Here is a 25306-nt window from a genome sequence, read left to right as displayed (position 1 = left end):
ATAGGAGGATTTCTTTTGGTAACAAAACATACTTGTAAAAATGGTGTAAGAGTTGTACTAGAAAATATCCCAACAGTTAGATCTGTTGCGATTGGGATATGGATTGGTACAGGTTCTAGAAATGAAAATGGAGAAAATAACGGTGTTTCTCATTTCCTAGAGCATATGTTCTTTAAAGGAACAAAAACAAAAACTGCCCGAGAAATCGCGGAAAGTTTTGATTCTATTGGTGGTCAAGTTAATGCGTTTACTTCTAAGGAATATACATGTTATTACGCAAAAGTAATGGATGAGCATTCTAATTATGCACTCAATGTTTTAGCAGATATGTTTTTCCACTCTATTTTCGATGAAGAAGAGCTTGGCAAGGAAAAAAATGTTGTTTACGAAGAAATAAAAATGTACGAAGACGCACCAGACGATATTGTCCATGATTTATTAAGTAAAGCTTCTTATGGGAACCATCCTTTAGGATACCCGATTTTAGGAACAGAAACTACGTTATCGGCCTTTAATGGAGAAACGTTACGTAACTATATGAAAGAAACGTATACGCCTGATAATGTCGTTATATCTATTGCTGGTAACATAGAAGAGTCGTTTATAAAAGAAGTGGAAGAATTGTTTGGTAGTTATGAAACGGGTTATACAAAACCATCTATTCAAAAACCAGTATTTGAAACTGGAAAATTAGCAAGAAAAAAGACTACAGAACAAGCCCATCTTTGTATCGGGTACAATGGTCTTCCTGTTGGTGATGAAGATGTTTATAATTTAATTGTGATGAATAATGTTCTTGGTGGTAGTATGAGTAGTCGTTTATTCCAAGAGGTAAGGGAAGAACGGGGATTAGCCTATTCAATCTACTCCTATCATTCCTCTTTTCAAGATAATGGGATGCTAACAATCTATGGAGGAACTGGAGCTGCACAGCTTGACTTACTTTTTGAAACTGTACAATTGACGATAAATAAGTTGAAGCAAGAAGGAATTACAGAAAAAGAATTAAAAAATAGTAAAGAACAAATAAAAGGAAGTTTAATGTTAAGCTTAGAAAGCACGAATAGTAGAATGAGTCGTAATGGTAAAAATGAATTATTATTAAAAAATCATCGTTCTCTAGATGATATTTTAGAAAAGATAAACAGTATTACCGATAAGTCTGTTAATGAACTAACACATCGGATTTTTAATGATCAATATTCTCTTGCACTTATAAGTCCAGATGGAGAACTTCCAAAAGGTATATAAAATAAGAAAAGCGGAGGCGGCTCGACCTGGCCCGACAAGCATAAGATAGGCGCTGCAGGTGGGCGCTTTTTGCCCACCGGAAGTGACTAGCTTATGACCTCGAGGGCCAAGCCGCCGGAGCTAGACAGAAAGAAAAGCGGAGGCGCATCGCCTTGACCCGTACAAACTGGACTGTTTCGGTAGGAGATAAAGGAAACACGGCGAACGTAGAGAGCCGATGTTGACTTATCGTACGGACGGAACAGGAAGTTTGCTAGGGTCAATGCGCCGGAGCTAGACAGAAAGAAAAGCGGAGGCGGCTCGACCTGGCCCGACAATGAAAGTCCAAGTACAATAGGAAGACTCTCATTTGTACCACCCGCGATGACTGGCTGATGTCGTGAGCCCGATTTCCAAAGAATCAAGACGCGACAACGAAAAATTAACCTTTATAATTTAAATAAAAAATGTCTGCTATTAGTTTAACTAGCAGGCATTTTTTTTGGACAATTCTTTATATATATAGTAAGGAGGTTAGAGTGATGAGATTAAGTGAATTGGGTGGAAAAGAAATTGTTGATGTAAAGAGAGCGGAAAGACTAGGTGTATTAGGTCATACAGATTTAGAAATAAACGAAACAACAGGTGAAATAAAATCTTTAATTATTCCTTCTTTAAAATGGTTCGGTTTAAAGAAGGAAGGAGCCGAAATAAAAGTTCCTTGGAAGCATATAAAAAAAATTGGAACGGATATGATTATTATTGATATTCCAGAAGAGGAAGAAAAAAAGTTCGAATAGTGCACCGTAATATTAGCATGCCAAAAGTAAAGTCAGCCTAAGGCTGGCTTTTTTTGTAGTTATTTTTAGGGGAAATCTCTACCTTCAAACGGGAATGGTCTGTTAAATGTTAGTCAGTTCTTAAAGGACGGATAGTGCTTAATATAAAAATAGACTTAACTGGTATGAATTTCATCTCTGTGTACTTATCACATCTTGATTATTAGCTACATAGGATATCGAAGTAAGTAATTATTAACGGCGTTGTTAGAAAGATATAGAAGAAGGTGACATGTATGCTGACCGGTTTGCACATAGCTGTCATTGGCGGTGATGCAAGACAGCTTGAGGTGATTCGAAAGCTTATTGAATTAGATGCAAAACTTTCTTTAATAGGTTTTGATCAATTAGATCACGGATTTACCGGAGCTTCAAAGGAACAAATGGATGAAGTAGATTTTTCAACGGTAGATTCTATTGTCATCCCTGTTTCGGGAACAAATTTACAAGGTCAAGTGGAAACAATTTTTTCAAATGAAAAAATTTTATTGACGGAAGATATTTTAAAGAAAACACCAGAACATTGTGTTGTTTACTCGGGGATATCTAATAGTTATTTAGACTCCATTGTTTCGTCAACTAACCGAAAGTTAGTGAAGTTATTTGAACGAGACGACGTCGCTATTTACAATGCAATTCCTACTGTGGAAGGAACAATTATGATGGTCATTCAACATACCGATATTACTATTCATAATGCTAACATTGCTGTGCTCGGTCTCGGTAGAGTTGGAATGACTGTAGCTAGAACGTTTGCAGCTCTAGGTGCAAAAGTACGTGTAGGTGCAAGAAGAACGGAGCATATTGCAAGAATATTTGATATGGGGCTCACTCCCTTTCACTTGTCAGAACTTAAAAACAATGTGACAGATATTGATGTTTGTATTAATACAATTCCTCATCCTATCTTGTCCGCAAATGTAATCTCTAAAATGCCAGCCCACACGCTAATTATTGATCTTGCATCAAAGCCCGGTGGTACGGATTTTCGTTATGCAGAAAAAAGAGGTATTAAAGCTCTTTTAGCTCCCGGGCTACCAGGAATAGTTGCTCCGAAAACGGCAGGTCAAATTATTGCAAATGTGTTAAGTCAGCTATTAGGAGAAAGCTTGGAAGATAGAAAGGGGAATGAATGATGCAATTAAAAGGAAAAAGAATTGGTTTTGGTTTAACAGGGTCACATTGTACGTACGATGCAGTAGTTCCTGAAATTGAAAAATTAGTCAATGAAGGAGCAGACGTTATACCTGTTGTTTCATTTACCGTTCAAAATACAAATACTAGATTCGGTGAAGGGCAAGAATGGATTCAAAAAATTGAAGAAATAACAGGAAATAAAGCGATAGACTCCATTGTAAAAGCGGAACCTCTTGGGCCAAAAATTCCATTAGATTGTATGGTAGTCGCCCCTCTAACGGGAAATTCAATGAGTAAGCTTGCAAACGCATTAACGGATTCCCCTGTGTTAATGGCAGCAAAAGCAACTTTAAGAAATCATCATCCTGTCGTATTAGGAATTTCTACTAATGATGCGTTAGGCCTAAATGGAATAAATTTAATGAGACTTATGTCTACTAAAAATATTTATTTTATTCCGTTCGGTCAAGATGCACCGGAGAAAAAGCCTAATTCTATGGTAGCACGGATGAACATGTTAGTTCCTACAGTTGTAGAAGCCATTAATAATAAACAAATTCAGCCAGTAATTGTAGAAAAATATTTGGATGACCTAAATTAATAACAAAAGCACCTGAACTAGATGTAACAACAAACATTCCGATGTGAAAATATTCCCATAAGATAAAAAATAGAGAGGAGAAAAAAATTTCTTCTCTCTTTATTTAATTACTATGCTAAAATAGATGATTAAGTAGCACTATTTATTTTGAGAGGGGTTAGACGGATGAAAGGTTTTAATATTGCTTTAGTTGGTGCGACAGGTGCTGTAGGCCAACAAATGTTGAAAACACTTGAAGAAAGAGATTTCCCAATTAAAGAATTAACACTATTATCGTCGGAACGTTCTGCAGGTACAAAAGTGATATTTAAAGATAATGAATATACAGTCCAAAAGGCAGAGCCAGATAGTTTTAATGGTGTTGACATAGCATTATTTAGTGCTGGTGGTAGTGTGTCCAAACTACTAGCTCCAGAAGCTGCAAAAAGAGGGGCAATTGTAGTAGATAATACTAGTGCTTTTCGAATGGATCCTGAAGTTCCTTTAGTTGTCCCAGAAGTGAACGAGCAAGATTTATTCAATCAAAAAGGAATAATTGCAAATCCAAATTGCTCTACAATTCAAATGGTAGTTACACTTGAGCCTATTAGAAAAAAATATGGGTTATCAAAAGTAATCGTTTCAACTTACCAAGCGGTATCAGGAGCTGGGGCTGCTGCTATTGATGAACTGCACACTCAAACACAAGCAATTTTAAATGGGGATGATTTTACTCCTTCTGTTTTACCAGTGAAAGGAGACGAAAAACATTACCAAATTGCATTTAACGCCATTCCTCAAATTGACAAATTCGAAGATAACGGGTTTACTTTTGAGGAAATGAAAATGATAAATGAAACGAAAAAAATAATGCACATGCCAAACCTATCAGTAGCTGCAACTTGCGTTCGATTGCCAGTAGTCACAGGACACTCTGAATCTGTATATATTGAAGTAGAGGATGAAAACGTGACTGTTCAAGATATTCGAAATTTACTGGAAGAAGCTCCTGGTATTACATTACAAGATAAACCGGAAGAACAATTATATCCGATGCCAGCACATAGTGTCGGTTTGAATGATGTCTTTGTTGGGCGTATACGCCAAGATCTAGATAATAAAAAAGGTTTCCACCTATGGATTGTTTCAGATAATTTATTAAAAGGTGCTGCTTGGAACTCAGTTCAAATTGCAGAAACCCTTACTAAGTTAGGAATTGTTAAATAGTTTAAGAGAGGCATATTTTTGCCTCTTTTTCTAACGAATGTATCGACATCCTCTTGAACGAAACACGTCGTTATTCCTCTTCTATAACGAAAAGTGAAAGTTTAAAGCTCCCAAGGTTTTCTTGGAATCCAACAATGAGGTGTCATACAATGAAAATAGTAGTTCAAAAATTTGGTGGTACATCAGTCCGAAACGAAATGTCGAGGGATCACGCATTCCATCATATTCATAAAAGTGTTCAACGAGGTTATAAAGTTGTAGTAGTTGTTTCTGCCATGGGAAGAAAGGGAGAACCTTATGCAACGGATACGTTATTAAGCTTATTAGAGGAAAGTAAAAGTAACGTATCAAAAAGAGAGTTAGATATGCTGCTTTCATGTGGTGAAGTTATTTCATCGATTGTCTTTAGCAGTATGTTGAATAGCAATGGTATTAAAGCTACAGCATTAAATGGTCCTCAAGCAGGTTTTCGAACAAATAATGAACATACGAATGCAAAAATTATTGATATGAAGTGTGATCACTTGTTAGAAGTGTTGCGTCATCATGATGTAGTGGTGGTAGCAGGCTTTCAAGGTGAATCTAGAACAGGAGATATTACGACGATTGGTCGTGGTGGTAGTGACACATCTGCAGCTGCGCTCGGTGCCGCATTAAGAGCTGAATGGATAGACATTTTTTCAGATGTTGAAGGTGTAATGACTGCAGACCCTAATATCGTGGAAAACGCTAAACCGCTAAATGTCGTGTCATACACAGAAATCTGTAATATGGCCTACCAAGGAGCGAAGGTTGTACACCCTCGTGCAGTTGAAATTGCGATGCAAGCGAGAATACCTTTACGGGTTAAGTCAACGTATTCTGACACCCCTGGAACGTTAGTAACGTCATTAGATAAAATAAGTGATCAACATGTTACAGAACGATTAATTACAGGAATCGCTCACGTTTCAGATGTCACTCAAATAAAAGTAACGGCAAAAGAAGGACAATATAATTTACAGTCTGAAGTATTTCGAGCAATGGCTAATGAGCAAATAAGTATAGACTTTTTTAACATATCACCTACAAATGTGATCTATACTATTGCAGACCAAATGAGTGAAAAGGCAATAGCTGTTTTAAACGAATTAGGGTATAATCCGAAGGTGACAAAACATTGCGCAAAAGTTGCAGTTGTTGGGGCCGGTATGACCGGGGTGCCTGGAGTTACATCTAAAATAGTAACCACACTATCGGAACTAGGGATCCAAATACTTCAATCTGCTGATAGCCATACAACGATATGGGTATTAGTGAAACAAGAGGATATGGAAAAAGCAGTAAAGGCATTGCACGATGCATTCGGTCTAGCACATATAAATAGTGCATTTGTATATGATTCAAAGAAAGAAGGAGAGATAAGCTGGCATGATTAATTTTGGAAAAGTTTCTACAGCAATGGTTACACCGTTTGATAATAAAGGGAATATTGATTTCGCAAAAACAACGCAATTAGTAAACTATTTAATTGACAACGGCTCAGACTCTCTCGTTATTGCTGGAACAACTGGAGAATCACCTACATTAACGAAAGAAGAAAAAATTGCCCTTTTTCGTCATGTAGTGGAAGTTGCAAACGGTAAGGTACCAGTTATTGCGGGTACAGGTAGTAATAACACAAGAGAAACAATCGATTTTACAAAAAAAGCAGAAGCTACTGGTGTTGATGCTATTATGCTTGTTACTCCTTACTACAACAAACCAAATCAAGAAGGGTTTTACCAACATTTTAAAGCGATTGTGGAAGAAACAAGCCTACCAGTCATGCTTTATAATGTACCAGGGAGAACTGCTGCTAACATGACTGCTGAAACAGTCATTAAATTATCAGAAATACGTAACGTTGTTGCCGTAAAAGAGGCAAGCGGAGATTTAAGTCAAATGACCGAAATTATTGCCAATACTTCAGAAGATTTTGTTCTATATAGTGGAGATGACGGTTTAACACTACCTGTCCTTTCTATCGGGGGAACAGGAATAGTATCTGTTGCCTCTCACGTAATTGGTAACGAAATGCAACAAATGATTGATCTTTTTGAAAATGGTGATTGGAAGCAAGCTGCATTGCTACACCAAAAGCTTTTACCAATAATGAATGGTTTATTTAGTGCCCCAAGCCCGACACCTGTTAAAACGGCTTTACAGTTCAAAGGATTAGATGTAGGTGGAGTAAGACTTCCACTTGTACCGTTAACTGAAGAAGAACGAAAAAATATTAATAGTTTAATTTCAAGTTTATAGGAAGAAATATAAAGAACAAAACTGCCGGAGCTAGACTAGTAATTCACAAATTTCCAATTTTATAGTTTCCAGATAAACGAGAAAGGCCAGATTTAAGTTTTTAAATCTGACCTTTTTTTCTTTAATAACCTCAAATATCCTCATAATATCCTTTTTACTTTTTATTGTATTCTTACTCAAGTATAGTGAATTAAAATTTAAATAACTTGTATTCCATTTCTTTCATGCGATATAATATTTCTAAATGACTCGTGCGGATTATTAAAATAAAATTTTTTGTTTTAAGTTGTAGCTAGGTCAGCTTTTCTCTATAAGCAGTACAACGGACTATTGTGGCTGACTATGATTATACATATTTTGCTATTTTTCGTTTTATAGTGGGAAAGTGTAAATGAAAACAAATTAATATTTTTTACTACTTATTAAAATATTTACATATTTTAATGCTTTTCGTTATTTATTTTTTTGTAAAAAGAGAAAAAAGGCATCAAGTTTGCCTATTCATTATATATGTAGGAGGAAAAGACATTGGATGCAACAAAGAAAGAGAAAATTAAATTATTCTCCCTTGGTGGGGTAGGAGAAGTTGGTAAAAACATGTATGTGCTAGAAGTTGGGGAGCATATTTATGTTGTTGATTGTGGGGTTATGATACCAGAGGATGGTATGTTTGGTATCGATATGGTAATGCCGGATATTACTTATTTAGAAGATAATGTTGATAAAGTACGTGGTATCTTTTTAACACATGGACATGAAGATCATATTGGGGCACTTCCGTTCGTACTAAGAAAAGTTCAAGCACCTGTTTACGGTACGAAATTAACTTTAGAATTAGCAAAAGATCTAACGCAAAAAGAGAGTAATTATAATGAATTTAAATTTGTAGAAGTGACAAGTAATACAGTTCTATCTTTTCCAAATGTAACCGTTCAATTTTTCTCTGCGAATCATAGTATTCCTGACTCTGTTGGGATTTCGTTTAAAACCGAACAGGGAGCAATCGTTTATACAGGCGACTTTAAATTTGACCAATCTTTAACAGGTGGAAATAATACAGATATTGGAAAAATTGCGAATATTGGTAATGAAGGAGTCTTGTGTTTACTAAGTGACAGCTTAAATGCAGAAAAACCAGGCAATACCATTTCAGAAAGCGTTGTTCAAAGAGAAATTTCTGACGTATTTTATCATACTACGACTAGAATATTCGTTAGTTGTTTAGCTACAAATATCCAAAGAATACAACAAGTCGTCAATGCTGCAGAGGAAACTGGTCGTAAGCTCGTCATTATTAGTTCGAATTCAAATAAAATTTTAGAAATTGCAAAAAAATTAAATTACTTACAAATTCCAGACGACCTTGTAATTCCAGCAAGTGAAATATCTAAATATGATGATAATAAAATAGTAGTTTTAACAGTAGGTACACATGCTCAAATGTTAGTGTCCTTAACAAAAATGGCAAAAGGTACACATAAATATGTTCAAATTAAAGAGGACGACACAGTCCTAATTGCAACCTCTCCGATTCCGGGGATGGAATTAAATGTATCAAAAGTAATTGATAAATTATTCCGTGCTGGTGCGAACGTAATCTATGGGCAACGAAAAATACATGTATCTGGACATGCTTCACAAGAAGAGTTGAAATTAATGATTAATCTCGTTAAACCTAAATATTTATTACCTATTCAAGGAGAGTACAAAATGCAAATGGCATTAGCAAAGGTTGCTGAAAGTACTGGCCTTACTGCCGACTCCATTTTCTTAACAGAAAAAGGCGATGTTATTGAATTCATAAATGGAGAAGCGAAACATGGTGGTAAAGTACCTGCAGGGAATACTTTAATTGATGGTTTAGGTGTTGGAGATATAGGTAATATTGTGTTAAGAGATAGAAGACTTCTTTCACAAGATGGAATTTTAATCGTTGTTGTTACGATTAGTAAAGAGAAAAAGTTGATTGTTTCAGGTCCTGAAATTATCTCACGAGGGTTTGTATACGTAAGAGAATCAGAAAAATTGTTAGAAGATGCAAGTGAACTTGTAAAGAAAATAATGGATGAAAATATTAAAGGTAAAGTAATTGAATGGTCTACATTAAAGTTAAGTATCAGAGAATCGTTAAACCAATATTTCTTTGAGAAAACGAGAAGAAGACCGATGATTTTACCTATTATTATGGAAGTTTAACAATACGTGAGCCATTCTTTATAGAAACCCTATAAAGAATGGCTCTTTACTTTTCTTAAAAGAAGAATGAAATATATCTTGTCGCGAATACTATAAGGGAGTTTGTTATAGTTGTAAATATATAAAAGGAGTAGATTTTATGTCAAATGAACATACATACACATCTTCTGGGCAAGAGGGAGAACCATCCAAGCAAGAATCAACGAAAGACTCATTAGTAAATAAAATTCAGCAATTAGGCCAAACAAATATACCGCAATTACCACAGGACTCTAAAATTCATTGTTTAACGATTGTTGGTCAAATAGAAGGTCATGTACAGCTTCCACCACAAAATAAGACGACAAAATATGAACATGTTATTCCTCAAATAGTTGCAATTGAGCAAAATCCAAAAATCGAGGGACTGCTAGTCATATTAAATACAGTAGGAGGAGATGTGGAAGCAGGATTAGCTATTTCTGAAATGTTAGCTTCCTTATCTAAGCCAACAGTGTCACTCGTTTTAGGTGGAGGGCATTCGATTGGTGTACCAATTGCTGTAAGTTGTGATTATTCCATTATAGCGGAATCAGCAACGATGACGATTCACCCCGTTCGTTTAACAGGTTTAGTAATAGGAGTTCCTCAAACATTTGAATACTTAGATAAGATGCAAGAAAGGGTTATTAATTTTGTAACGAAGAACTCTAACATTACGGAGGAGAAATTTAAAGAACTGATGCTTTCTAAAGGTAATTTAACGAGAGATATTGGAACGAACGTAGTTGGAGCAGATGCAGTTAAATATGGTCTTATTGATCAAACGGGTGGTGTTGGAGAGGCTATTAGAAAATTAAATGAATTAATTGAAACACGAAATGAAGGTCAGGAAGGACAGATGTTACAATGATTCTTTATACGATGATGCCACAAGAGACGATTTTCCCTACAGCAAGTGACGATTATAGTAAGCAGAGAGTAGTAAGCTATAATGGAATTTCTTTTATGGTGCAACAAACGGAAAATAATTCTTTTCAAATTGTTAGAAATTTAAGTACCGATCCTGCACACTACTTAGACGAGCAATATTCTCCTGGTACGGTTATTAATATTACTTTTGAATAAAGGAAAAGCTGGTTATGAAGTTATGGCAACTTTCCTAACCAGCTTTTTCTTTTGTTAGTCAAGTGGGATATATTACTTAATCACGAAAACTAAAACGCAATAGTTCTTAATTGTGATATAATTGTCGATAATAGTACCGCGTTTTCTGTACTAAATTTATGCAAGTTATGGTGAGAAAAAATGTCAAAGAGAAAAAGAAGAAGAAAAAAACAAAACCGGGATGAATGGAAAAAAACGGTCTCGTTTGAAGTAATAGGATTACTTCTGTTAGCGTTAACGTTTATTTCTATTGCAAAGCTTGGAATTGTAGGACAAGCAACTGTATTATTCCTTCGCTTTTTTAGTGGTGAATGGTATATGATTTTGCTATTAGCGATGTTACTCCTATCAGGATATATTATTTGGAAGCGAGACTTACCTCCATTTTTTACACGTCAATTAGTTGGTACATACATAATTATTTTATCTGTTTTACTATTAAGCCACGTAGCACTATTTCAAATGTTATCGGGTGGAGGTACATTCGCTAATCCATCTGTTATTGCTAATACATGGGAACTGTTTTGGTATGAAGTAAACGGTGAATCGAGTACTACTGATTTAGGTGGTGGTATGATTGGGGCGGTGTTATTCTCTGCTTTTCATTTATTATTTGATGCAAAAGGTGCAAAATGGATTGCCATGATTTTTATCATTATTGGCATTATTTTAGTTACTGGTAAATCGTTAAATGATACGGTAATTAAAATTACAACCGTTTTATTTTCTTTCTTGAAAAAACAATGGACTGCGTTTATTCAAGATATGAAAAACTGGAGGTCACAAAGTAAACAACAAAAGAAAGAGAAAAAAGAAAAAGAAATCAAAAAAGACAAGAAAGAAAAGGGTAGCACTGAAGAAGTGGTAGAGGTTACTGCAGCGACTACTATGGAGGAGGAAGTTACTCCACCTATTATTTCTTCCTTTACTGACAATTCGCAGCAAGAAGGGGTAAATGAAGTTGCGGAAAAGAATGCTAAAGTACATCAGGAAGAAGTAGAAGAAGGGGTTCAAGAAGTAATTCCAAACAATATGGCTTTTACAGAATTAGAAAATAAAGATTATGAACTTCCTTCACTTGATCTGCTTAATAAACCGATAACTAACCATCAGACGACAGAACACGAAAATATTTATGCAAATGCAAGAAAATTAGAAAAAACCTTTGCCAGTTTTGGTGTGAAGGCAAAAGTAACAAAAGTTCATTTAGGACCAGCAGTAACTAAATATGAAGTATATCCAGACGTCGGTGTTAAAGTTAGTAAAATAGTTAATTTAAGTGATGATTTAGCATTAGCGCTCGCTGCGAAAGACATTCGAATTGAAGCGCCAATCCCTGGAAAATCAGCGATTGGTATTGAAGTGCCAAACAATGAGGTGGCGATGGTTAGCTTACGTGAAGTGTTAGATGTGAAACTTGCTGATAGACCTGACTCTAAGTTGTTAATTGGTTTAGGGCGTGACATCTCTGGAGAATCTGTAGTAGCTGAATTAAATAAAATGCCACATTTACTCGTTGCAGGTGCGACAGGTAGCGGGAAGAGCGTTTGTATTAATGGAATTATTACTAGCATTTTAATGAGGGCAAAACCTCATGAAGTAAAAATGATGATGATTGATCCCAAAATGGTAGAGTTAAATGTATATAATGGAGTCCCACATTTATTAGCTCCAGTTGTTACGAACCCTAAGAAAGCATCGCAAGCATTAAAAAAAGTAGTAAGTGAAATGGAACGAAGGTACGAGTTATTTTCACATACTGGTACAAGAAATATTGAAGGGTATAATGAATATATACGTAGACATAACCAAGACGGTGAAGCGGTTCAGCCACAACTACCATATATTGTTGTGATCGTCGATGAGTTAGCTGATTTAATGATGGTAGCATCAAATGAAGTAGAAGATTGTATTACAAGATTAGCCCAAATGGCACGTGCTGCAGGGATTCATTTAATTATTGCAACACAACGTCCATCTGTAGATGTTATAACGGGTGTTATTAAAGCAAACATTCCTTCACGTATTGCGTTTAGTGTATCTTCTCAAACGGATTCTAGAACAATATTAGATATGGGTGGTGCAGAAAAATTACTAGGTAGAGGAGATATGTTATTTTTACCAGTTGGTGCATCGAAACCTGTTCGTGTTCAAGGTGCTTTTCTTTCCGATGAGGAAGTGGAGAGAATTGTGGACTTTGTTATTGCGCAACAAAAAGCTCAATATCAAGAAGAAATGATACCGCAAGATGTTACAGAAGAAGTAGCAGAAGTGGAAGATGAGTTATACGATGAAGCGGTACAATTAGTACTGGAAATGCAAACTGCCTCTGTGTCGATGCTACAGCGCCGATTTAGAGTTGGATATACGAGAGCTGCTAGACTTATAGACGCAATGGAAGCTCGTGGCGTAGTTGGTCCTTATGAAGGAAGTAAACCTCGTACAGTTTTAGTACAAAATAATAACGAAGATGTTGGTTCATAAATAGGTAGTCATATGTACTACCTATTTATGTGGGGAAAATTTACTGGAAAACTAACTGAATGTAGTGATAATAGCTACCTAGTAACAGTATTAAATAAACACAACTAGTATTTTTTTGCGAAGTGATTTAAGGAAAAGGGTATCTTAATTTTTATATTTTCATTCTATTAGAAAAATGATATATTTAGTTGGGATAGTAAAATGTCGTTTTTAATGTAAGTTAGTGGGGGAGTCAACATGACGATTAGGCCAGATAGTAGACATCTATATTTATTAGTAGTCGATAGATTAAAACAAGATATAGAAAATAATGTTTATAGAGAAAAAGAAAAACTACCTTCTGAGTTTGAATTATCTAGGCAGCTTGGTGTAAGTAGGGCTACATTAAGAGAAGCGCTACGTGTTCTAGAGGAAGAAGGTTTCGTCATTAGAAGACATGGTGTTGGAACTTTCGTTAGCCCTAGGCCAGTTTTTTCATCTGGAATTGAGCAATTAAATAGTGTTACAGATATGATTATAGATGCAGGTATGCAACCAGGTACGATTCATATATCATCTACTATTCAAAATCCTACTGATGATGACAATGAAAAGTTTAATGGACTTGAAGGAGAACAAGTACATTATTTTGAACGGGTAAGAACAGCTAACGGACAGCCTGTTGTTTATTGTATTGATAAAATCCCAACAAACATTGTGGAAAATTATCAATATAATAAAAATGAATCGCTTTTACACTTACTAGAAGATGAAGCAGGCAGATATATATCATACGCAGTTGCACAAATAGAACCATTAGGGTTTCACGAAAAAGTTTCTCCAATTCTAGAATGTGAGCCTGAAACGGCACTACTAGTATTAAAACAAATGCATTACGATCAAAACGATGAGCCGGTTTTATATTCGTTAAACTATTTTCGTGCAGATCAATTTAGCTTTCATGTTTTACGTAAAAGAACTTAAAGGTAACATTAATTGTTACCTTTTTTCATTTTGATTACCATAATATTATTATGTAAACCTATATGTGTTCACTTGAAAAATTTACTAATATAACGTTATATTGGATATATGAGTAAATTTGTTTGATCTTGAAAAAATATTATTATGCTTTTCTACATAAAATAAAAGAAGCATAAAAAGGAGGATGAATTATTTGAAGCTTATTAATGAAACAATGCACGAATTAAGCGGAATTACTTTACATACATTAAATACTTCGAAATTTAAAACGAATACATTAGTATTAAAGTTAAAGTCTGCCTTAACAGAAGAAAATGTTACAAAACGAGCACTATTACCATATGTTTTACAAACGGCCACCAATACGTATAAAACATCTACGGAGTTAAGGATCTATTTAGATGAGCTCTACGGTGCTACTCTAAATGTAGATTTAAGTAAAAAGGGTGAATTCCATATTATTACATTTAGAATAGATATCGCGAATGAAAAATTTTTAAAAGACTCCACCCCTTTATTACAAAAAGCGATCAATTTATTAGCAGATGTATTATTAAATCCATTAGTAGAAGGCGGTTACTTTTCATCATCGATTGTTGAAAACGAGAAGCGTACGTTAAAACAACGAATCCAATCTATTTATGATGATAAAATGAGGTATTCCAGTCACAGATTAGTGGAAGAAATGTGTAAAAATGAGCCTTATCGATTAGCTGCTAATGGTGTGAAAGACGATGTGGATACGATAACTGCTCAAAATTTATATGAATACTATGAACAAGTTTTAAATACAGATGATATTCATTTATATGCTATCGGTGATTTAGATGAAGAAGAAGTTATTAATTTTGTCGAGAAAGCTTTCCCACTTAAAAGTCGTCAAAAAAGCTTGCATGAAGTTAATAAAGGGAAAAATGTTACTAGCGAAAATGAAGTAATAGACAGAGATGATGTTAAACAAGGGAAATTAAATATTGGTTATCGTACGAACATAACGTACAATGACTCTTTATATCCTGCATTACAAGTATTTAACGGTATATTCGGAGGATTTTCTCACTCAAAATTATTTATTAATGTGAGAGAGAAGGAAAGTTTAGCATATTACGCTGCATCAAGAGTGGAAAGTCATAAAGGGCTTTTACTTGTTATGTCTGGGATTGACTTTAGTAATTATGAAAAAGCAGTGAAGATTATAAAAGAACAAATGGTAGAAATGCAAAATGGGAACTTTACTGATAATGAAATTGCGCAAACAAAGGCTGTTATAAAAAATCAAATATTAGAAACAATTGATACACCTAGAGGCCAAGTTGAAATACTTTATAATAATGAGTTTGGCAGTATAGATAGAAAAGCGATTGAAGATATTATTTCAAATATAGAGAACGTGACGAAAGAAGATATTATTAACGTAGCAAAACAAATTCAATTAGATACTATTTACTTTTTAACAGGAAAGGAGGATTAATGATGAGAGAGATTGTATTTGATCAACTAGCAGAGAAATTATATTACGAACAACTAGAAAATGGCCTTAAAGTGTACTTATTACCGAAGGAAGGTTTTCATAAGACTTATGCTACCTTTACGACGAAGTACGGTTCCATCGACAACGCTTTTATTCCATTAGGGAAAAAGGAATTTTTAACCGTACCAGATGGAATTGCCCACTTTTTAGAGCATAAGCTTTTTGAAAAAGAGCATGGTGATGTTTTTCAAGATTTTAGTAAGCAGGGAGCTTCTGCAAATGCGTTTACTTCTTTTACGAGAACTGCCTATTTATTTTCAAGTACAACCCAAGTTGAAAAAAATCTTGAAACGTTATTAAACTTTGTACAAGAACCTTATTTTACGGAACAAACAGTTGAAAAGGAAAAAGGAATTATCGGTCAAGAAATTACAATGTATGATGATAATCCGGATTGGAGAAATTACTTTGGATTAATTGAAAATATGTTCCATCATCACCCTGTAAAAATTGATATTGCTGGGACGAAAGAATCTATTGCAAACATTACAGCAGACTTACTTTACACCTGCTATGAAACATTTTATCACCCAAGTAATATGTTACTTTTCGTCGTTGGGGCAATGGATCCTGATAAAATGATGAATTTTATAAAAGATAATCAATCGAAAAAAGAGTTTAAACCTGCAGAGGAAATTTCTCGTCATTTTGAAGATGAACCTGCTACAGTAGCGGAAGAGAAGAAAGTGTTAAAAATGAATGTCCATACGTCTAAATGTTTAGTTGGCTTAAAAGAAGTTAGTCCAAATCGACAAGGAACCGAATTATTAAAGCATGAGTTAACAGTGAATATCATTTTAGACTTACTCTTTGGTAAGAGCTCGAAACATTACAAGCAACTATATGAAGACGGTTTAATTGATGAAACATTTTCTTTTGACTATACAGGTGAAAAAGGCTTTGGTTTTGCAATGATTGGTGGCGATACAGAAAAACCAGATGAATTAGAAGCACAATTAAAGAAGATATTATTCCAATTCCGAAATGAAGCGTTTTACGAAGATGAACTAAATCGAGCTAAAAAGAAAAAGATAGGTTCATTTTTAAGAGCGATCAATTCACCTGAATTTATTGCCAATCAATTTACAAGATACGCTTTTAATGAAATGGATCTTTTTGAAGTAATCCCTCAGTTAGAAAAAATAACATCCGAGGATGTAAAACGTGTTGCGAATGAGATATTAGATGAAAAAGCATTTACTGTTTTTCAAATAGTACCTAAATAGTTTGTTCACCCAACAATAATTGTTTGTATTAGTAAAAGATAAGTTATAATGAGAGAGCGCCTAATTAAGGGGCTCTCTTCATTTTTTCAATTAAAGGATGATGTATTTTGAATAAAACAGCATTACTTATTGGTGCTAGTGGTGGAATAGGGAAGGCGATCGCTTCGCAATTATTAAAAAATGGTTATTTTATTTATTTGCATTATAACAAGAATAAAGATGCAATAGAGGAATTAAAACAGCAATTTGGCGAAGAATCATTAGAAGCGGTTCAAGCTAATTTATCCGATATAAATGGTGTTGATTCGCTAAAAAATCAAATTGGCCAACCAATTCAAACCATTATCTATAATGCGGGTATTAGCTATTACGGGTTAATGACTGATATTTCAAAGGACGATATGGAGGGAATGATTCGTTTACATATTACATCACTCTATGATGTTACAAAAAACTATCTTCCTAATATGATAAAAAATAAAAACGGGAATATTATCGTCATTTCTTCGATTTGGGGTGAGATAGGAGCATCATGTGAAGTGCTGTACTCCATGACAAAAGGAGGTCAACTTGCATTTGTAAAAGCGTTAGCTAAAGAGGTGGCCCCTAGTGGCATTAGAGTAAATGCGGTTTCGCCAGGTGCTATCAATACGCAAATGTTAGACCAATTTTCTACAGAAGAATTAATGGATTTGACGGAAGAAATTCCAATTGGTCGATTAGGATATCCTAGTGAAATAGCTGATGCAGTTTCATTTCTTCTTTCCGATAAGTCTAGCTATATAACTGGTCAAGTTTTATCAGTAAACGGTGGGTGGTATTAAGGAATAATATGGAATAATGTATATTTAATCTTTCTCTACGCATACTAACTTTTGAAGTACAGTATTAAAGGAGGAAGAACAATGTCTGTTTTAGAAAATTGGGATCAATGGAAAGACTTTTTAGGCGATCGTTTACATCATGCTCAATCAGAAGGATTAGATCAAAATACAATTTCGCAATTAGCATTTGAAATTGGTGATTATTTAGCGCAAGAAGTAGAAGCTAAAAACCCACAAGAAAAAGTTTTAGCAGACCTTTGGAGAGTAGCTTCCGAACAAGAACAACATGCAATTGCGAATATGATGGTAAAACTTGTTCAAAACGAAGGGACACTTTAAGAGAGGAGCCAACCTCTCTTTTTTAATGTTGTAGAAGTTGTAGAAATAGAAAATGGAATCTTGACTCCAATATATATTGACTTATTTGCCACTACTATACCCAACAATTCGTTCCGCTTAAGATATTTTCCCTTTACACTTCATATAACGCTTTTTTTCCCATTCTCCGTAAACACATCTGTCTTTAATAATAAAAAACTTTTATTATTTATAACATTTCACTTCCTTATTATTTTGAAATTAGCTATCATAAAGATAAGATTACATACATGAATGCCTCAAATAATATACAAAATAGATAGGAGAGGTAGGATGATCAAAAAAGAGTGGTATTTAGAGTATGAAATAAATAAAAATAGACCTGGATTATTAGGGGATATTTCTTCATTACTGGGGATGCTATCTATTAATATTGTGACCATTAACGGAGTCGATGATTCTAGACGAGGACTACTCCTTTTAAGTGAAACTAATGAACAAATTGTTCGTTTAGAATCAATTTTAAATACAATGGATACGATAAAAGTAACGAAATTAAGAGAACCTAAGCTTCGCGATCGGTTAGCGGTCCGCCATGGGCGTTACATTCAAAGAGATGCCGATGATAAAAAAACTTTTCGTTTCGTTCGAGACGAATTAGGTTTACTCGTCGATTTTATGGCTGAGCTATTTAAACGTCAAGGTCATTTACTCGTAGGGATAAGAGGAATGCCTAGAGTCGGTAAAACAGAATCTATTGTTGCTTCTAGCGTTTGTGCAAATAAAAGATGGCTTTTCGTTTCCAGTACTCTTTTGAAGCAAACTATTCGAAGCCAATTAATTCAAGACGAATATGATGAAAATAATTTGTTCATTATTGATGGAATTGTTTCCACTAAAAGAGCGAACGAGAAGCATTGGCAGTTAGTTAGGGAAATCATGAGCTTGTCTGCAGTGAAAGTAGTAGAGCACCCAGATATTTTTGTACAAAACACAGAGTATAAATTGCAAGATTTTGATTACATTATTGAATTAAGAACGAACCCCGATGAGGAAATTACATATGAACCAGTTCAATCAAATCGGATGTTTGACGAAAACCCGTTTGGAGGATTTGATTTTTAATATTTGGAAGGTGTTACCAATTGACAGAACTAGGCAGTCGATTAAAAGAAGCTAGAATAGCAAAAGATATGTCATTAGATGATTTACAAGCAGTAACGAAAATACAAAAAAGATATTTAGTCGGGATAGAAGAAGGTAACTATTCCATGATGCCAGGAGCTTTTTATGTGCGTGCTTTTATTAAGCAGTACGCGGAGGCAGTTGGTTTAGAGCCTGATGAAATTTTTGAACAATATAAATCAGACATTCCTGTAAATGTAAATCAAGATATCCCTGAAAAGTTATCAAGGGTAAAATCAAGAAGACATTTACCGAAGGATGATTCGAAAATTGTTCAACTATTACCTAAATTATTATTAATACTAGGAGCAATTGTACTATTAGTAGTATTTTGGCAATTTCTCCAAAAGTCAGGCAATAACGCAACGGATAATAATAACGATGTGGACAGTGGATTACGTGTTGAACGAGAAACAAACCCAGAAGTAATTGACACACAACCAGATTCCAAAGATGAAGAAGAAAATACGGAAGAAGAGCCAACTCCAGAGGAAGAAGAGGAAGTGGGGGGCCAAGGGGAACTTCAATTAACAAACCAATCTGGACGTCACTACACATATACGCTAACTGGGACGGAAAGCTTTAACGTCGAATTAATTGCTACTGGTAGACCGTGGCTTCAAGTTGAAAATTTCGCAGGAAACGTGTTTTTAAGTAGAACTCTTGAAGAGGGAGAAAGTGAACAATTTGATTTCTCCAATGAGGAAGGGATTTACTTTAACATAGGTAATGTCACATTTCTAACTCTAACGATAAATGGTGAGCCTTTTGAGTTTCCTGATGGAGGAATTACACAAGGAATTAGAATTCAATTTGAGAAAGAAGAGCAACAGTAAAAAGTCATCTTTTTAGGATGGCTTTTTTCTTAGTTTTAATATGATAAAGTGTGTTTTATGGCGATAATAGAAATGGAGTCACCATTCTCTTTTTTTAATCATCAAGTACATAGGAAAGATTAGACAAAATGACAAACATCTTGTATAGTTTAAAGGCAGATTAGGTTAGGAGGAATCACTGTGAACTTACCAAATAAAATTACCGTATCACGAATTTTACTAATTCCAATATTTTTAATTATAATGCTTGCTCCCTTAGATTGGGGTACGCTCCAAATCGGGGATGTCCTTATTCCCTATACACATCTTGTAGGTGCAGTCATTTTTATTTTTGCATCTGTAACGGATTGGGTCGATGGATATTACGCTAGAAAGCTAAACTTAGTTACAAATTTAGGGAAGTTTTTAGACCCTCTAGCAGACAAGCTATTAGTTTCAGCCGCGCTGATTACACTAGTTGAATTAGAAATGGCACCTGCTTGGATAGTAATCATTATTATAAGCAGAGAGTTTGCAGTGACAGGCTTACGTCTTGTTTTAGCTGGAGAGGGAGAAGTTGTTGCTGCGAATATGTTAGGGAAGATTAAAACATGGGCACAAATAGTAGCTATTTCAGCTTTGCTATTACATAATATTCCTTTTGAATTTATCGGAGTCCCTTTTGATAGAATAGCCTTATGGGTAGCGATGATATTTACCATCATTTCAGGGTGGGACTATTTTTATAAGAACCGTACAGCACTTATTAATTCAAAATAATAAGGTTGTATAACTTAGAAGGGGTAGGGTCTGTATGAACAAAAATGCTGAAATTATCGCAGTAGGTTCAGAATTGTTATTAGGTCAAATATGTAATACAAACGCACAATTCCTTTCAAAAGAACTAGCTCAGCTTGGTATTAACGTATATTTTCATACGGTCGTAGGAGATAATGCAGACCGATTAAAGCATGCGATTGAAATTGCTAAAAAAAGGTCAAATCTAATCATATTTACTGGTGGTTTAGGTCCTACTAAAGATGATTTAACGAAAGAAACAATCGCATCAATTCTAGGAAAAAAACTAGTGATGGATGAGGAAGCTTTGTTTTCAATTAAAGAATATTTTCAAAAAACAAAAAGAGTAATGACGGAAAATAATAAAAAGCAAGCACTGGTCCTCGAAGGTTCTCACGTGCTTCCAAATGATTACGGAATGGCACCAGGAATGGTTGTGGAAGAGGCTGGTTATACTTATATGCTATTACCTGGACCGCCCAAAGAATTGCAACCGATGTTTCTATCATATGGAAAACTATCATTAGCTTCGAAAGTGGATGTTAGTGAACATATTATTTCGAGAGTATTACGTTTTTTCGGAATAGGGGAATCCCAATTAGAAACTGAAATTGAATCGTTAATTGATTCTCAAACTAATCCAACGATAGCACCACTTGCTGGAGATCATGAAGTAACACTTAGGATTACAGCGAAACATCAATCAATCGATAAAGCGAATGAGCTATTAAATAATACGGAAAAAGATATTTTATCTATAGTTGGAGAATTTCACTACGGATATAATGACGACACCATCTTTTCTGTATTATTTCAAAAGCTAAAACAGTTAAATGTTTCTATTAGTAGTGCTGAAAGTTTAACTGGAGGAATGTTTGGAGAAGAAATAACACAATTTTCTGGTGCATCTTCCATATTTGATGGGGCTGTTGTTTGTTACACAAATGAAGTAAAAGAAAAAGTATTAGGTGTATCAAGCAATGTTTTATCAGAATATGGAGCAGTAAGTGAACAGTGCGCTAGCTCATTAGCAAACGGAATTAAATCATTAATGAATACGGATATCGGAATAAGCTTTACTGGAGTAGCTGGACCAAGCGATTTAGAAGGGAAACCAGTCGGAACGGTATTTATCGGAATGTCTTTGCCAGATGGTAAAACGATTGTTAAACAGTTGAATATTCCTAGTACTAGGGAAGGTATTCGGATACGAACAGTAAAATACGGTTGTTTTTATTTATTAAAAGAATTAATGCATAGAAATGCTTGAGCGGTTTAAAATCGTTTCAAGCATTTTATCGTTTAACTAATGCAAAATTAAAAAATTGAATGCCGAAAATAATTTTTATAAGCTCAAATTTAAAATTTTGGAATAGAAAAAAGTATTTTTGATAACAATTTCAAAAAATAAAAGCGAATAAACGTTCGTTTTTTAGTTGCTAAAAACAGAAAAAAAAGGTATAGTATTAATAGTTTGATAGAGAAAAAGGAGGAAATTTCGTGAGTGATCGTAAAGCTGCCTTAGATATGGCGTTAAAACAAATAGAAAAACAATTTGGTAAAGGATCTATTATGAAGTTGGGGGAGCAAACAGATCGTAAAATTTCAACATCCCCAAGTGGATCTTTAGCTCTTGATATTGCTTTAGGTGCTGGTGGTTATCCTAAAGGAAGAATAATTGAAATATACGGACCAGAATCATCTGGTAAAACGACTGTTGCTCTTCATGCTATTGCGGAAGTTCAAATGAATGGTGGACAAGCAGCGTTTATTGATGCAGAGCATGCGTTAGATCCTGATTATGCACAAAAGTTAGGTGTAAACATTGATGAATTACTGTTATCTCAGCCTGATACTGGAGAACAAGCTCTAGAAATAGCGGAAGCGTTAGTTCGTAGTGGTGCTGTTGATATTCTAGTAGTTGACTCCGTTGCAGCTCTAGTTCCAAAAGCGGAAATTGAAGGTGAAATGGGAGACTCCCACATCGGTCTTCAAGCCCGCTTAATGTCCCAAGCTCTACGTAAATTATCTGGTTCTATTAATAAATCGAAAACTATTGCTATTTTCATTAACCAAATTCGTGAAAAAGTAGGAGTTATGTTTGGAAACCCAGAAACAACTCCTGGTGGACGTGCCTTAAAGTTTTATTCATCTGTACGTTTAGAAGTACGACGTGCTGAACAATTAAAACAAGGCGGCGACGCAGTAGGTAATAAAACGAAGATTAAAGTAGTGAAGAATAAAATAGCTCCACCATTTAAAACGGCTGAAGTGGATATTATGTACGGAGAAGGTATTTCAAAAGAAGGCGAGCTTATCGATATGGCATCTGAATTAGATATTATTCAGAAGAGCGGTTCTTGGTATTCTTATAACGAAGATCGAATCGGTCAAGGTCGTGAAAATGCGAAACAGTTTCTAAAGGAAAACAAACACATTATGGAAGAAGTATCGAAAAAATTGCGTGACCATTTTGCTTTAGATAAAGACGTAGTAGTACCTGCAGATACTGAAGAAGATCAAGAAGAATTTACTTTATAAGTTAAGTAATCAGGACATCTATAAGTAGGTGTCCTTTTCTGTTATTGATAAGACATAAAAGTTGTCTTTATTACAATGTTTTCCATTATATTAAACATAAAAATAAAATTAATACAAAATATTTTTCAAAAGCTGGCATGTTTTCTGTAATTATGACGTATTTTAGTAATTTCTGTATGAGGACAGGCTTGACAATGAAAATTTACACATTTACAATTAAAATGTATATTTTACATTTTGTTAGAATAAAAGAGCTATAAAAAGCTAAAAGCCTTAGAGCAGTATATTGAAAGATGAAACAATGTACATGCCGACAAATGAAATCTAGCAAGAAACAATTTCATAGCAAGAGGAGGTGGCATTATGGAAGCATTAATACCTATCATCTCCGCTTTGCTTGGTCTAGTCGTCGGTGCAGTTGTTGGCTTTTATGTTCGTAAAACCATTGCTGAACAACGAATTTTAGGAGCGAAAAATGCAGCGGAACAAATTGTCGAAGAGGCAAATAGGGAAGCTGAGTCGTTGAAAAAAGAAGCGTTACTCGAAGCAAAGGATGAAATTCACAAACTTCGCACGGATGCAGAACAAGATATTCGTGAACGTAGAAACGAACTACAAAAACAAGAAAATCGTTTAATGCAAAAAGAAGAGAATCTCGATCGTAAAGATGAAACGTTAGACAAGCGAGAAGAAACCCTTGAAAAACGTGAAGATTCTCTAAACGAGAGACAACAGCATATTGAAGAATTAGAAAGCAAAGTGGAAGAGATGGTGCGCAAACAGCAATCTGAGCTAGAACGCATTTCGGCTTTAACTCGTGATGAAGCAAGAGCAATCATTATCGATCGGGTTGAAAATGAGCTTTCTCATGATATTGCCCTAATGGTAAAAGAAAGTGAAAATAGGGCAAAAGAAGAAGCGGATAAAAAGGCAAAAGAGGTTCTATCTTTAGCTATCCAACGATGTGCTGCTGACCATGTGGCAGAAACAACGGTTTCCGTTGTAAACTTGCCTAACGATGAGATGAAAGGCCGAATTATTGGTCGTGAAGGTCGAAACATCCGTACACTTGAAACACTAACAGGAATTGATTTAATTATTGATGATACTCCTGAAGCTGTTATTCTTTCTGGATTTGACCCAATTCGTCGAGAAACTGCTCGTATGGCTTTAGATAAGCTAGTACAAGATGGAAGAATCCATCCTGCCCGTATCGAAGAAATGGTTGAAAAATCACGTCGTGAAGTAGATGAGTTTATTAGGGAGGCTGGGGAGCAAACAACATTTGAAGTTGGTGTTCACGGCTTACATCCTGATTTAATCAAAATACTTGGTAGGTTGAAATTCCGTACAAGCTACGGTCAAAACGTGTTAAAACATTCGATGGAAGTTGCATTCTTATCTGGTTTAATGGCAGCGGAACTCGGTGAAGATGAAACGCTTGCTCGTCGTGCTGGTTTACTACATGATATCGGTAAAGCTATTGATCATGAAGTAGAAGGAAGTCACGTTGAAATAGGTGTTGAACTTGCTACAAAGTATAAAGAACATCCAGTTGTAATTAACAGTATTGCTTCCCATCATGGTGATTCTGAACCTACGTCTATTATTGCGGTATTAGTGGCAGCGGCTGATGCACTATCAGCAGCAAGACCAGGTGCTCGTAGTGAGACGTTAGAAAATTACATTCGTAGATTAGAGAAATTAGAAGAGATTTCCGAGTCTTATGAAGGTGTAGAAAAATCATTTGCAATACAAGCTGGACGTGAAGTTCGCATCATGGTGAAACCAGATTCGATTGATGATTTAGAAGCTCATCGACTTGCGAGAGATATTCGTAAACGCATCGAAGAAGAACTAGATTATCCAGGTCACATAAAAGTAACAGTTATTCGTGAAACGAGAGCTGTAGAATACGCAAAATAAAGTGGTGGATTTCCGCCACTTTATTTTTTTCTGCGCTTAGGAAAAGATAATACGTAA

The 25306-nt window shown here is 35.0% G+C and carries 22 protein-coding genes; all 22 read left to right on the top strand.

Annotation, left to right across the window (positions count from 1 at the left end; genetic code table 11):
• Positions 1 to 15 precede the first annotated feature (15 nt).
• The 22 genes from O1A01_RS15080 (at position 16) to rny (ending at position 25249) form a co-directional block, all read left to right on the top strand.
• Positions 16 to 1251, top strand: coding sequence for a M16 family metallopeptidase (locus O1A01_RS15080; RefSeq protein ID WP_066413253.1), 1236 nt, complete (start codon positions 16 to 18; stop codon positions 1249 to 1251).
• 521 nt (positions 1252 to 1772) lie between these two features.
• On the top strand, positions 1773 to 2030 hold the full coding sequence (locus O1A01_RS15075; protein ID WP_066419597.1) for a YlmC/YmxH family sporulation protein: 258 nt from the start codon (positions 1773 to 1775) through the stop codon (positions 2028 to 2030).
• 275 nt (positions 2031 to 2305) lie between these two features.
• Positions 2306 to 3205, top strand: coding sequence for a dipicolinic acid synthetase subunit A (dpaA, locus tag O1A01_RS15070; protein ID WP_066419598.1), 900 nt, complete (start codon positions 2306 to 2308; stop codon positions 3203 to 3205).
• Positions 3205 to 3807 (top strand): dipicolinate synthase subunit B, encoded by a 603-nt coding sequence (locus O1A01_RS15065; RefSeq protein WP_094366127.1) that lies wholly within the window; start codon positions 3205 to 3207, stop codon positions 3805 to 3807. Before dpaA ends, O1A01_RS15065 begins: the two co-directional genes overlap by 1 nt.
• 165 nt (positions 3808 to 3972) lie before the next feature.
• Positions 3973 to 5013, top strand: coding sequence for an aspartate-semialdehyde dehydrogenase (asd, locus tag O1A01_RS15060; RefSeq protein ID WP_066419602.1), 1041 nt, complete (start codon positions 3973 to 3975; stop codon positions 5011 to 5013).
• 149 nt (positions 5014 to 5162) lie between these two features.
• Positions 5163 to 6431, top strand: coding sequence for an aspartate kinase (gene dapG, locus O1A01_RS15055; RefSeq protein WP_270064443.1), 1269 nt, complete (start codon positions 5163 to 5165; stop codon positions 6429 to 6431).
• Positions 6424 to 7296 (top strand): 4-hydroxy-tetrahydrodipicolinate synthase, encoded by an 873-nt coding sequence (dapA, locus tag O1A01_RS15050; protein ID WP_066419607.1) that lies wholly within the window; start codon positions 6424 to 6426, stop codon positions 7294 to 7296. The genes dapG and dapA overlap by 8 nt, the downstream gene beginning before the upstream one ends.
• A gap of 528 nt (positions 7297 to 7824) precedes the next feature.
• A complete protein-coding gene (locus O1A01_RS15045) occupies positions 7825 to 9492 on the top strand; it encodes a ribonuclease J (RefSeq protein ID WP_066419611.1) in 1668 nt (555 codons plus the stop codon).
• Positions 9493 to 9631: 139 nt separating this feature from the next.
• A complete protein-coding gene (locus O1A01_RS15040; protein WP_066419616.1) occupies positions 9632 to 10384 on the top strand; it encodes a ClpP family protease in 753 nt (250 codons plus the stop codon).
• Positions 10381 to 10599 (top strand): YlzJ-like family protein, encoded by a 219-nt coding sequence (locus O1A01_RS15035; protein WP_066419618.1) that lies wholly within the window; start codon positions 10381 to 10383, stop codon positions 10597 to 10599. Before O1A01_RS15040 ends, O1A01_RS15035 begins: the two co-directional genes overlap by 4 nt.
• A 180-nt stretch (positions 10600 to 10779) precedes the next feature.
• Positions 10780 to 13122 (top strand): DNA translocase FtsK, encoded by a 2343-nt coding sequence (locus O1A01_RS15030; RefSeq protein WP_066419620.1) that lies wholly within the window; start codon positions 10780 to 10782, stop codon positions 13120 to 13122.
• A 237-nt stretch (positions 13123 to 13359) separates the two neighbouring features.
• The gene (locus O1A01_RS15025; RefSeq protein ID WP_066419622.1) at positions 13360 to 14085 is read left to right on the top strand and encodes a GntR family transcriptional regulator; all 726 of its coding nucleotides are present in this window, start codon (positions 13360 to 13362) and stop codon (positions 14083 to 14085) included.
• 214 nt (positions 14086 to 14299) lie between these two features.
• Positions 14300 to 15556 (top strand): EF-P 5-aminopentanol modification-associated protein YfmF, encoded by a 1257-nt coding sequence (gene yfmF, locus O1A01_RS15020; RefSeq protein WP_235858237.1) that lies wholly within the window; start codon positions 14300 to 14302, stop codon positions 15554 to 15556.
• Between the two features lie 2 nt (positions 15557 to 15558).
• Entirely contained in the window at positions 15559 to 16842 is a 1284-nt protein-coding gene (gene yfmH / locus O1A01_RS15015; RefSeq protein WP_066419626.1) for an EF-P 5-aminopentanol modification-associated protein YfmH, read from the top strand.
• A gap of 107 nt (positions 16843 to 16949) precedes the next feature.
• Positions 16950 to 17666: an elongation factor P 5-aminopentanone reductase gene (gene ymfI / locus O1A01_RS15010; RefSeq protein WP_066419628.1), complete on the top strand. Its 717-nt coding sequence runs from the start codon at positions 16950 to 16952 to the stop codon at positions 17664 to 17666.
• An 81-nt stretch (positions 17667 to 17747) separates the two neighbouring features.
• Positions 17748 to 18005, top strand: a complete 258-nt coding sequence (locus tag O1A01_RS15005; protein WP_066419630.1) for a DUF3243 domain-containing protein — start codon at positions 17748 to 17750, stop codon at positions 18003 to 18005.
• A 312-nt stretch (positions 18006 to 18317) separates the two neighbouring features.
• On the top strand, positions 18318 to 19109 hold the full coding sequence (locus tag O1A01_RS15000; protein WP_066419631.1) for a DUF3388 domain-containing protein: 792 nt from the start codon (positions 18318 to 18320) through the stop codon (positions 19107 to 19109).
• Between the two features lie 20 nt (positions 19110 to 19129).
• The gene (locus tag O1A01_RS14995) at positions 19130 to 20005 is read left to right on the top strand and encodes a helix-turn-helix domain-containing protein (protein ID WP_270064442.1); all 876 of its coding nucleotides are present in this window, start codon (positions 19130 to 19132) and stop codon (positions 20003 to 20005) included.
• A 180-nt stretch (positions 20006 to 20185) separates the two neighbouring features.
• Positions 20186 to 20764 carry a CDP-diacylglycerol--glycerol-3-phosphate 3-phosphatidyltransferase gene (pgsA, locus tag O1A01_RS14990; protein ID WP_066419635.1) on the top strand — a complete coding sequence of 193 codons (579 nt, stop codon included), beginning with the start codon at positions 20186 to 20188 and terminating at the stop codon, positions 20762 to 20764.
• A 34-nt stretch (positions 20765 to 20798) separates the two neighbouring features.
• Positions 20799 to 22052 carry a competence/damage-inducible protein A gene (locus O1A01_RS14985; protein ID WP_270064441.1) on the top strand — a complete coding sequence of 418 codons (1254 nt, stop codon included), beginning with the start codon at positions 20799 to 20801 and terminating at the stop codon, positions 22050 to 22052.
• Between the two features lie 230 nt (positions 22053 to 22282).
• Positions 22283 to 23323, top strand: coding sequence for a recombinase RecA (gene recA, locus O1A01_RS14980; RefSeq protein ID WP_066419640.1), 1041 nt, complete (start codon positions 22283 to 22285; stop codon positions 23321 to 23323).
• A gap of 363 nt (positions 23324 to 23686) precedes the next feature.
• Positions 23687 to 25249, top strand: a complete 1563-nt coding sequence (gene rny, locus O1A01_RS14975; protein ID WP_066419642.1) for a ribonuclease Y — start codon at positions 23687 to 23689, stop codon at positions 25247 to 25249.
• Positions 25250 to 25306: the final 57 nt, after the last annotated feature.

Source organism: Sutcliffiella sp. NC1 (assembly GCF_027594365.1).
Classification (GTDB): Bacteria; Bacillota; Bacilli; order Bacillales; family Bacillaceae_I; genus Sutcliffiella; species Sutcliffiella cohnii.
This window is presented reverse-complemented; position numbering and strand designations above follow the sequence as displayed.

Coding starts and splice junctions, on each gene's coding strand:
- O1A01_RS15075 (WP_066419597.1), top strand. CDS start 1,773: ATGAGATTAAGTGAATTGGGTGGAAAAGAAATTGTTGATGTAAAGAGA.
- dpaA (WP_066419598.1), top strand. CDS start 2,306: ATGCTGACCGGTTTGCACATAGCTGTCATTGGCGGTGATGCAAGACAG.
- O1A01_RS15065 (WP_094366127.1), top strand. CDS start 3,205: ATGCAATTAAAAGGAAAAAGAATTGGTTTTGGTTTAACAGGGTCACAT.
- asd (WP_066419602.1), top strand. CDS start 3,973: ATGAAAGGTTTTAATATTGCTTTAGTTGGTGCGACAGGTGCTGTAGGC.
- dapG (WP_270064443.1), top strand. CDS start 5,163: ATGAAAATAGTAGTTCAAAAATTTGGTGGTACATCAGTCCGAAACGAA.
- dapA (WP_066419607.1), top strand. CDS start 6,424: ATGATTAATTTTGGAAAAGTTTCTACAGCAATGGTTACACCGTTTGAT.
- O1A01_RS15040 (WP_066419616.1), top strand. CDS start 9,632: ATGTCAAATGAACATACATACACATCTTCTGGGCAAGAGGGAGAACCA.
- O1A01_RS15035 (WP_066419618.1), top strand. CDS start 10,381: ATGATTCTTTATACGATGATGCCACAAGAGACGATTTTCCCTACAGCA.
- O1A01_RS15030 (WP_066419620.1), top strand. CDS start 10,780: ATGTCAAAGAGAAAAAGAAGAAGAAAAAAACAAAACCGGGATGAATGG.
- O1A01_RS15025 (WP_066419622.1), top strand. CDS start 13,360: ATGACGATTAGGCCAGATAGTAGACATCTATATTTATTAGTAGTCGAT.
- yfmF (WP_235858237.1), top strand. CDS start 14,300: ATGCACGAATTAAGCGGAATTACTTTACATACATTAAATACTTCGAAA.
- yfmH (WP_066419626.1), top strand. CDS start 15,559: ATGAGAGAGATTGTATTTGATCAACTAGCAGAGAAATTATATTACGAA.
- O1A01_RS15005 (WP_066419630.1), top strand. CDS start 17,748: ATGTCTGTTTTAGAAAATTGGGATCAATGGAAAGACTTTTTAGGCGAT.
- O1A01_RS15000 (WP_066419631.1), top strand. CDS start 18,318: ATGATCAAAAAAGAGTGGTATTTAGAGTATGAAATAAATAAAAATAGA.
- O1A01_RS14985 (WP_270064441.1), top strand. CDS start 20,799: ATGAACAAAAATGCTGAAATTATCGCAGTAGGTTCAGAATTGTTATTA.
- rny (WP_066419642.1), top strand. CDS start 23,687: ATGGAAGCATTAATACCTATCATCTCCGCTTTGCTTGGTCTAGTCGTC.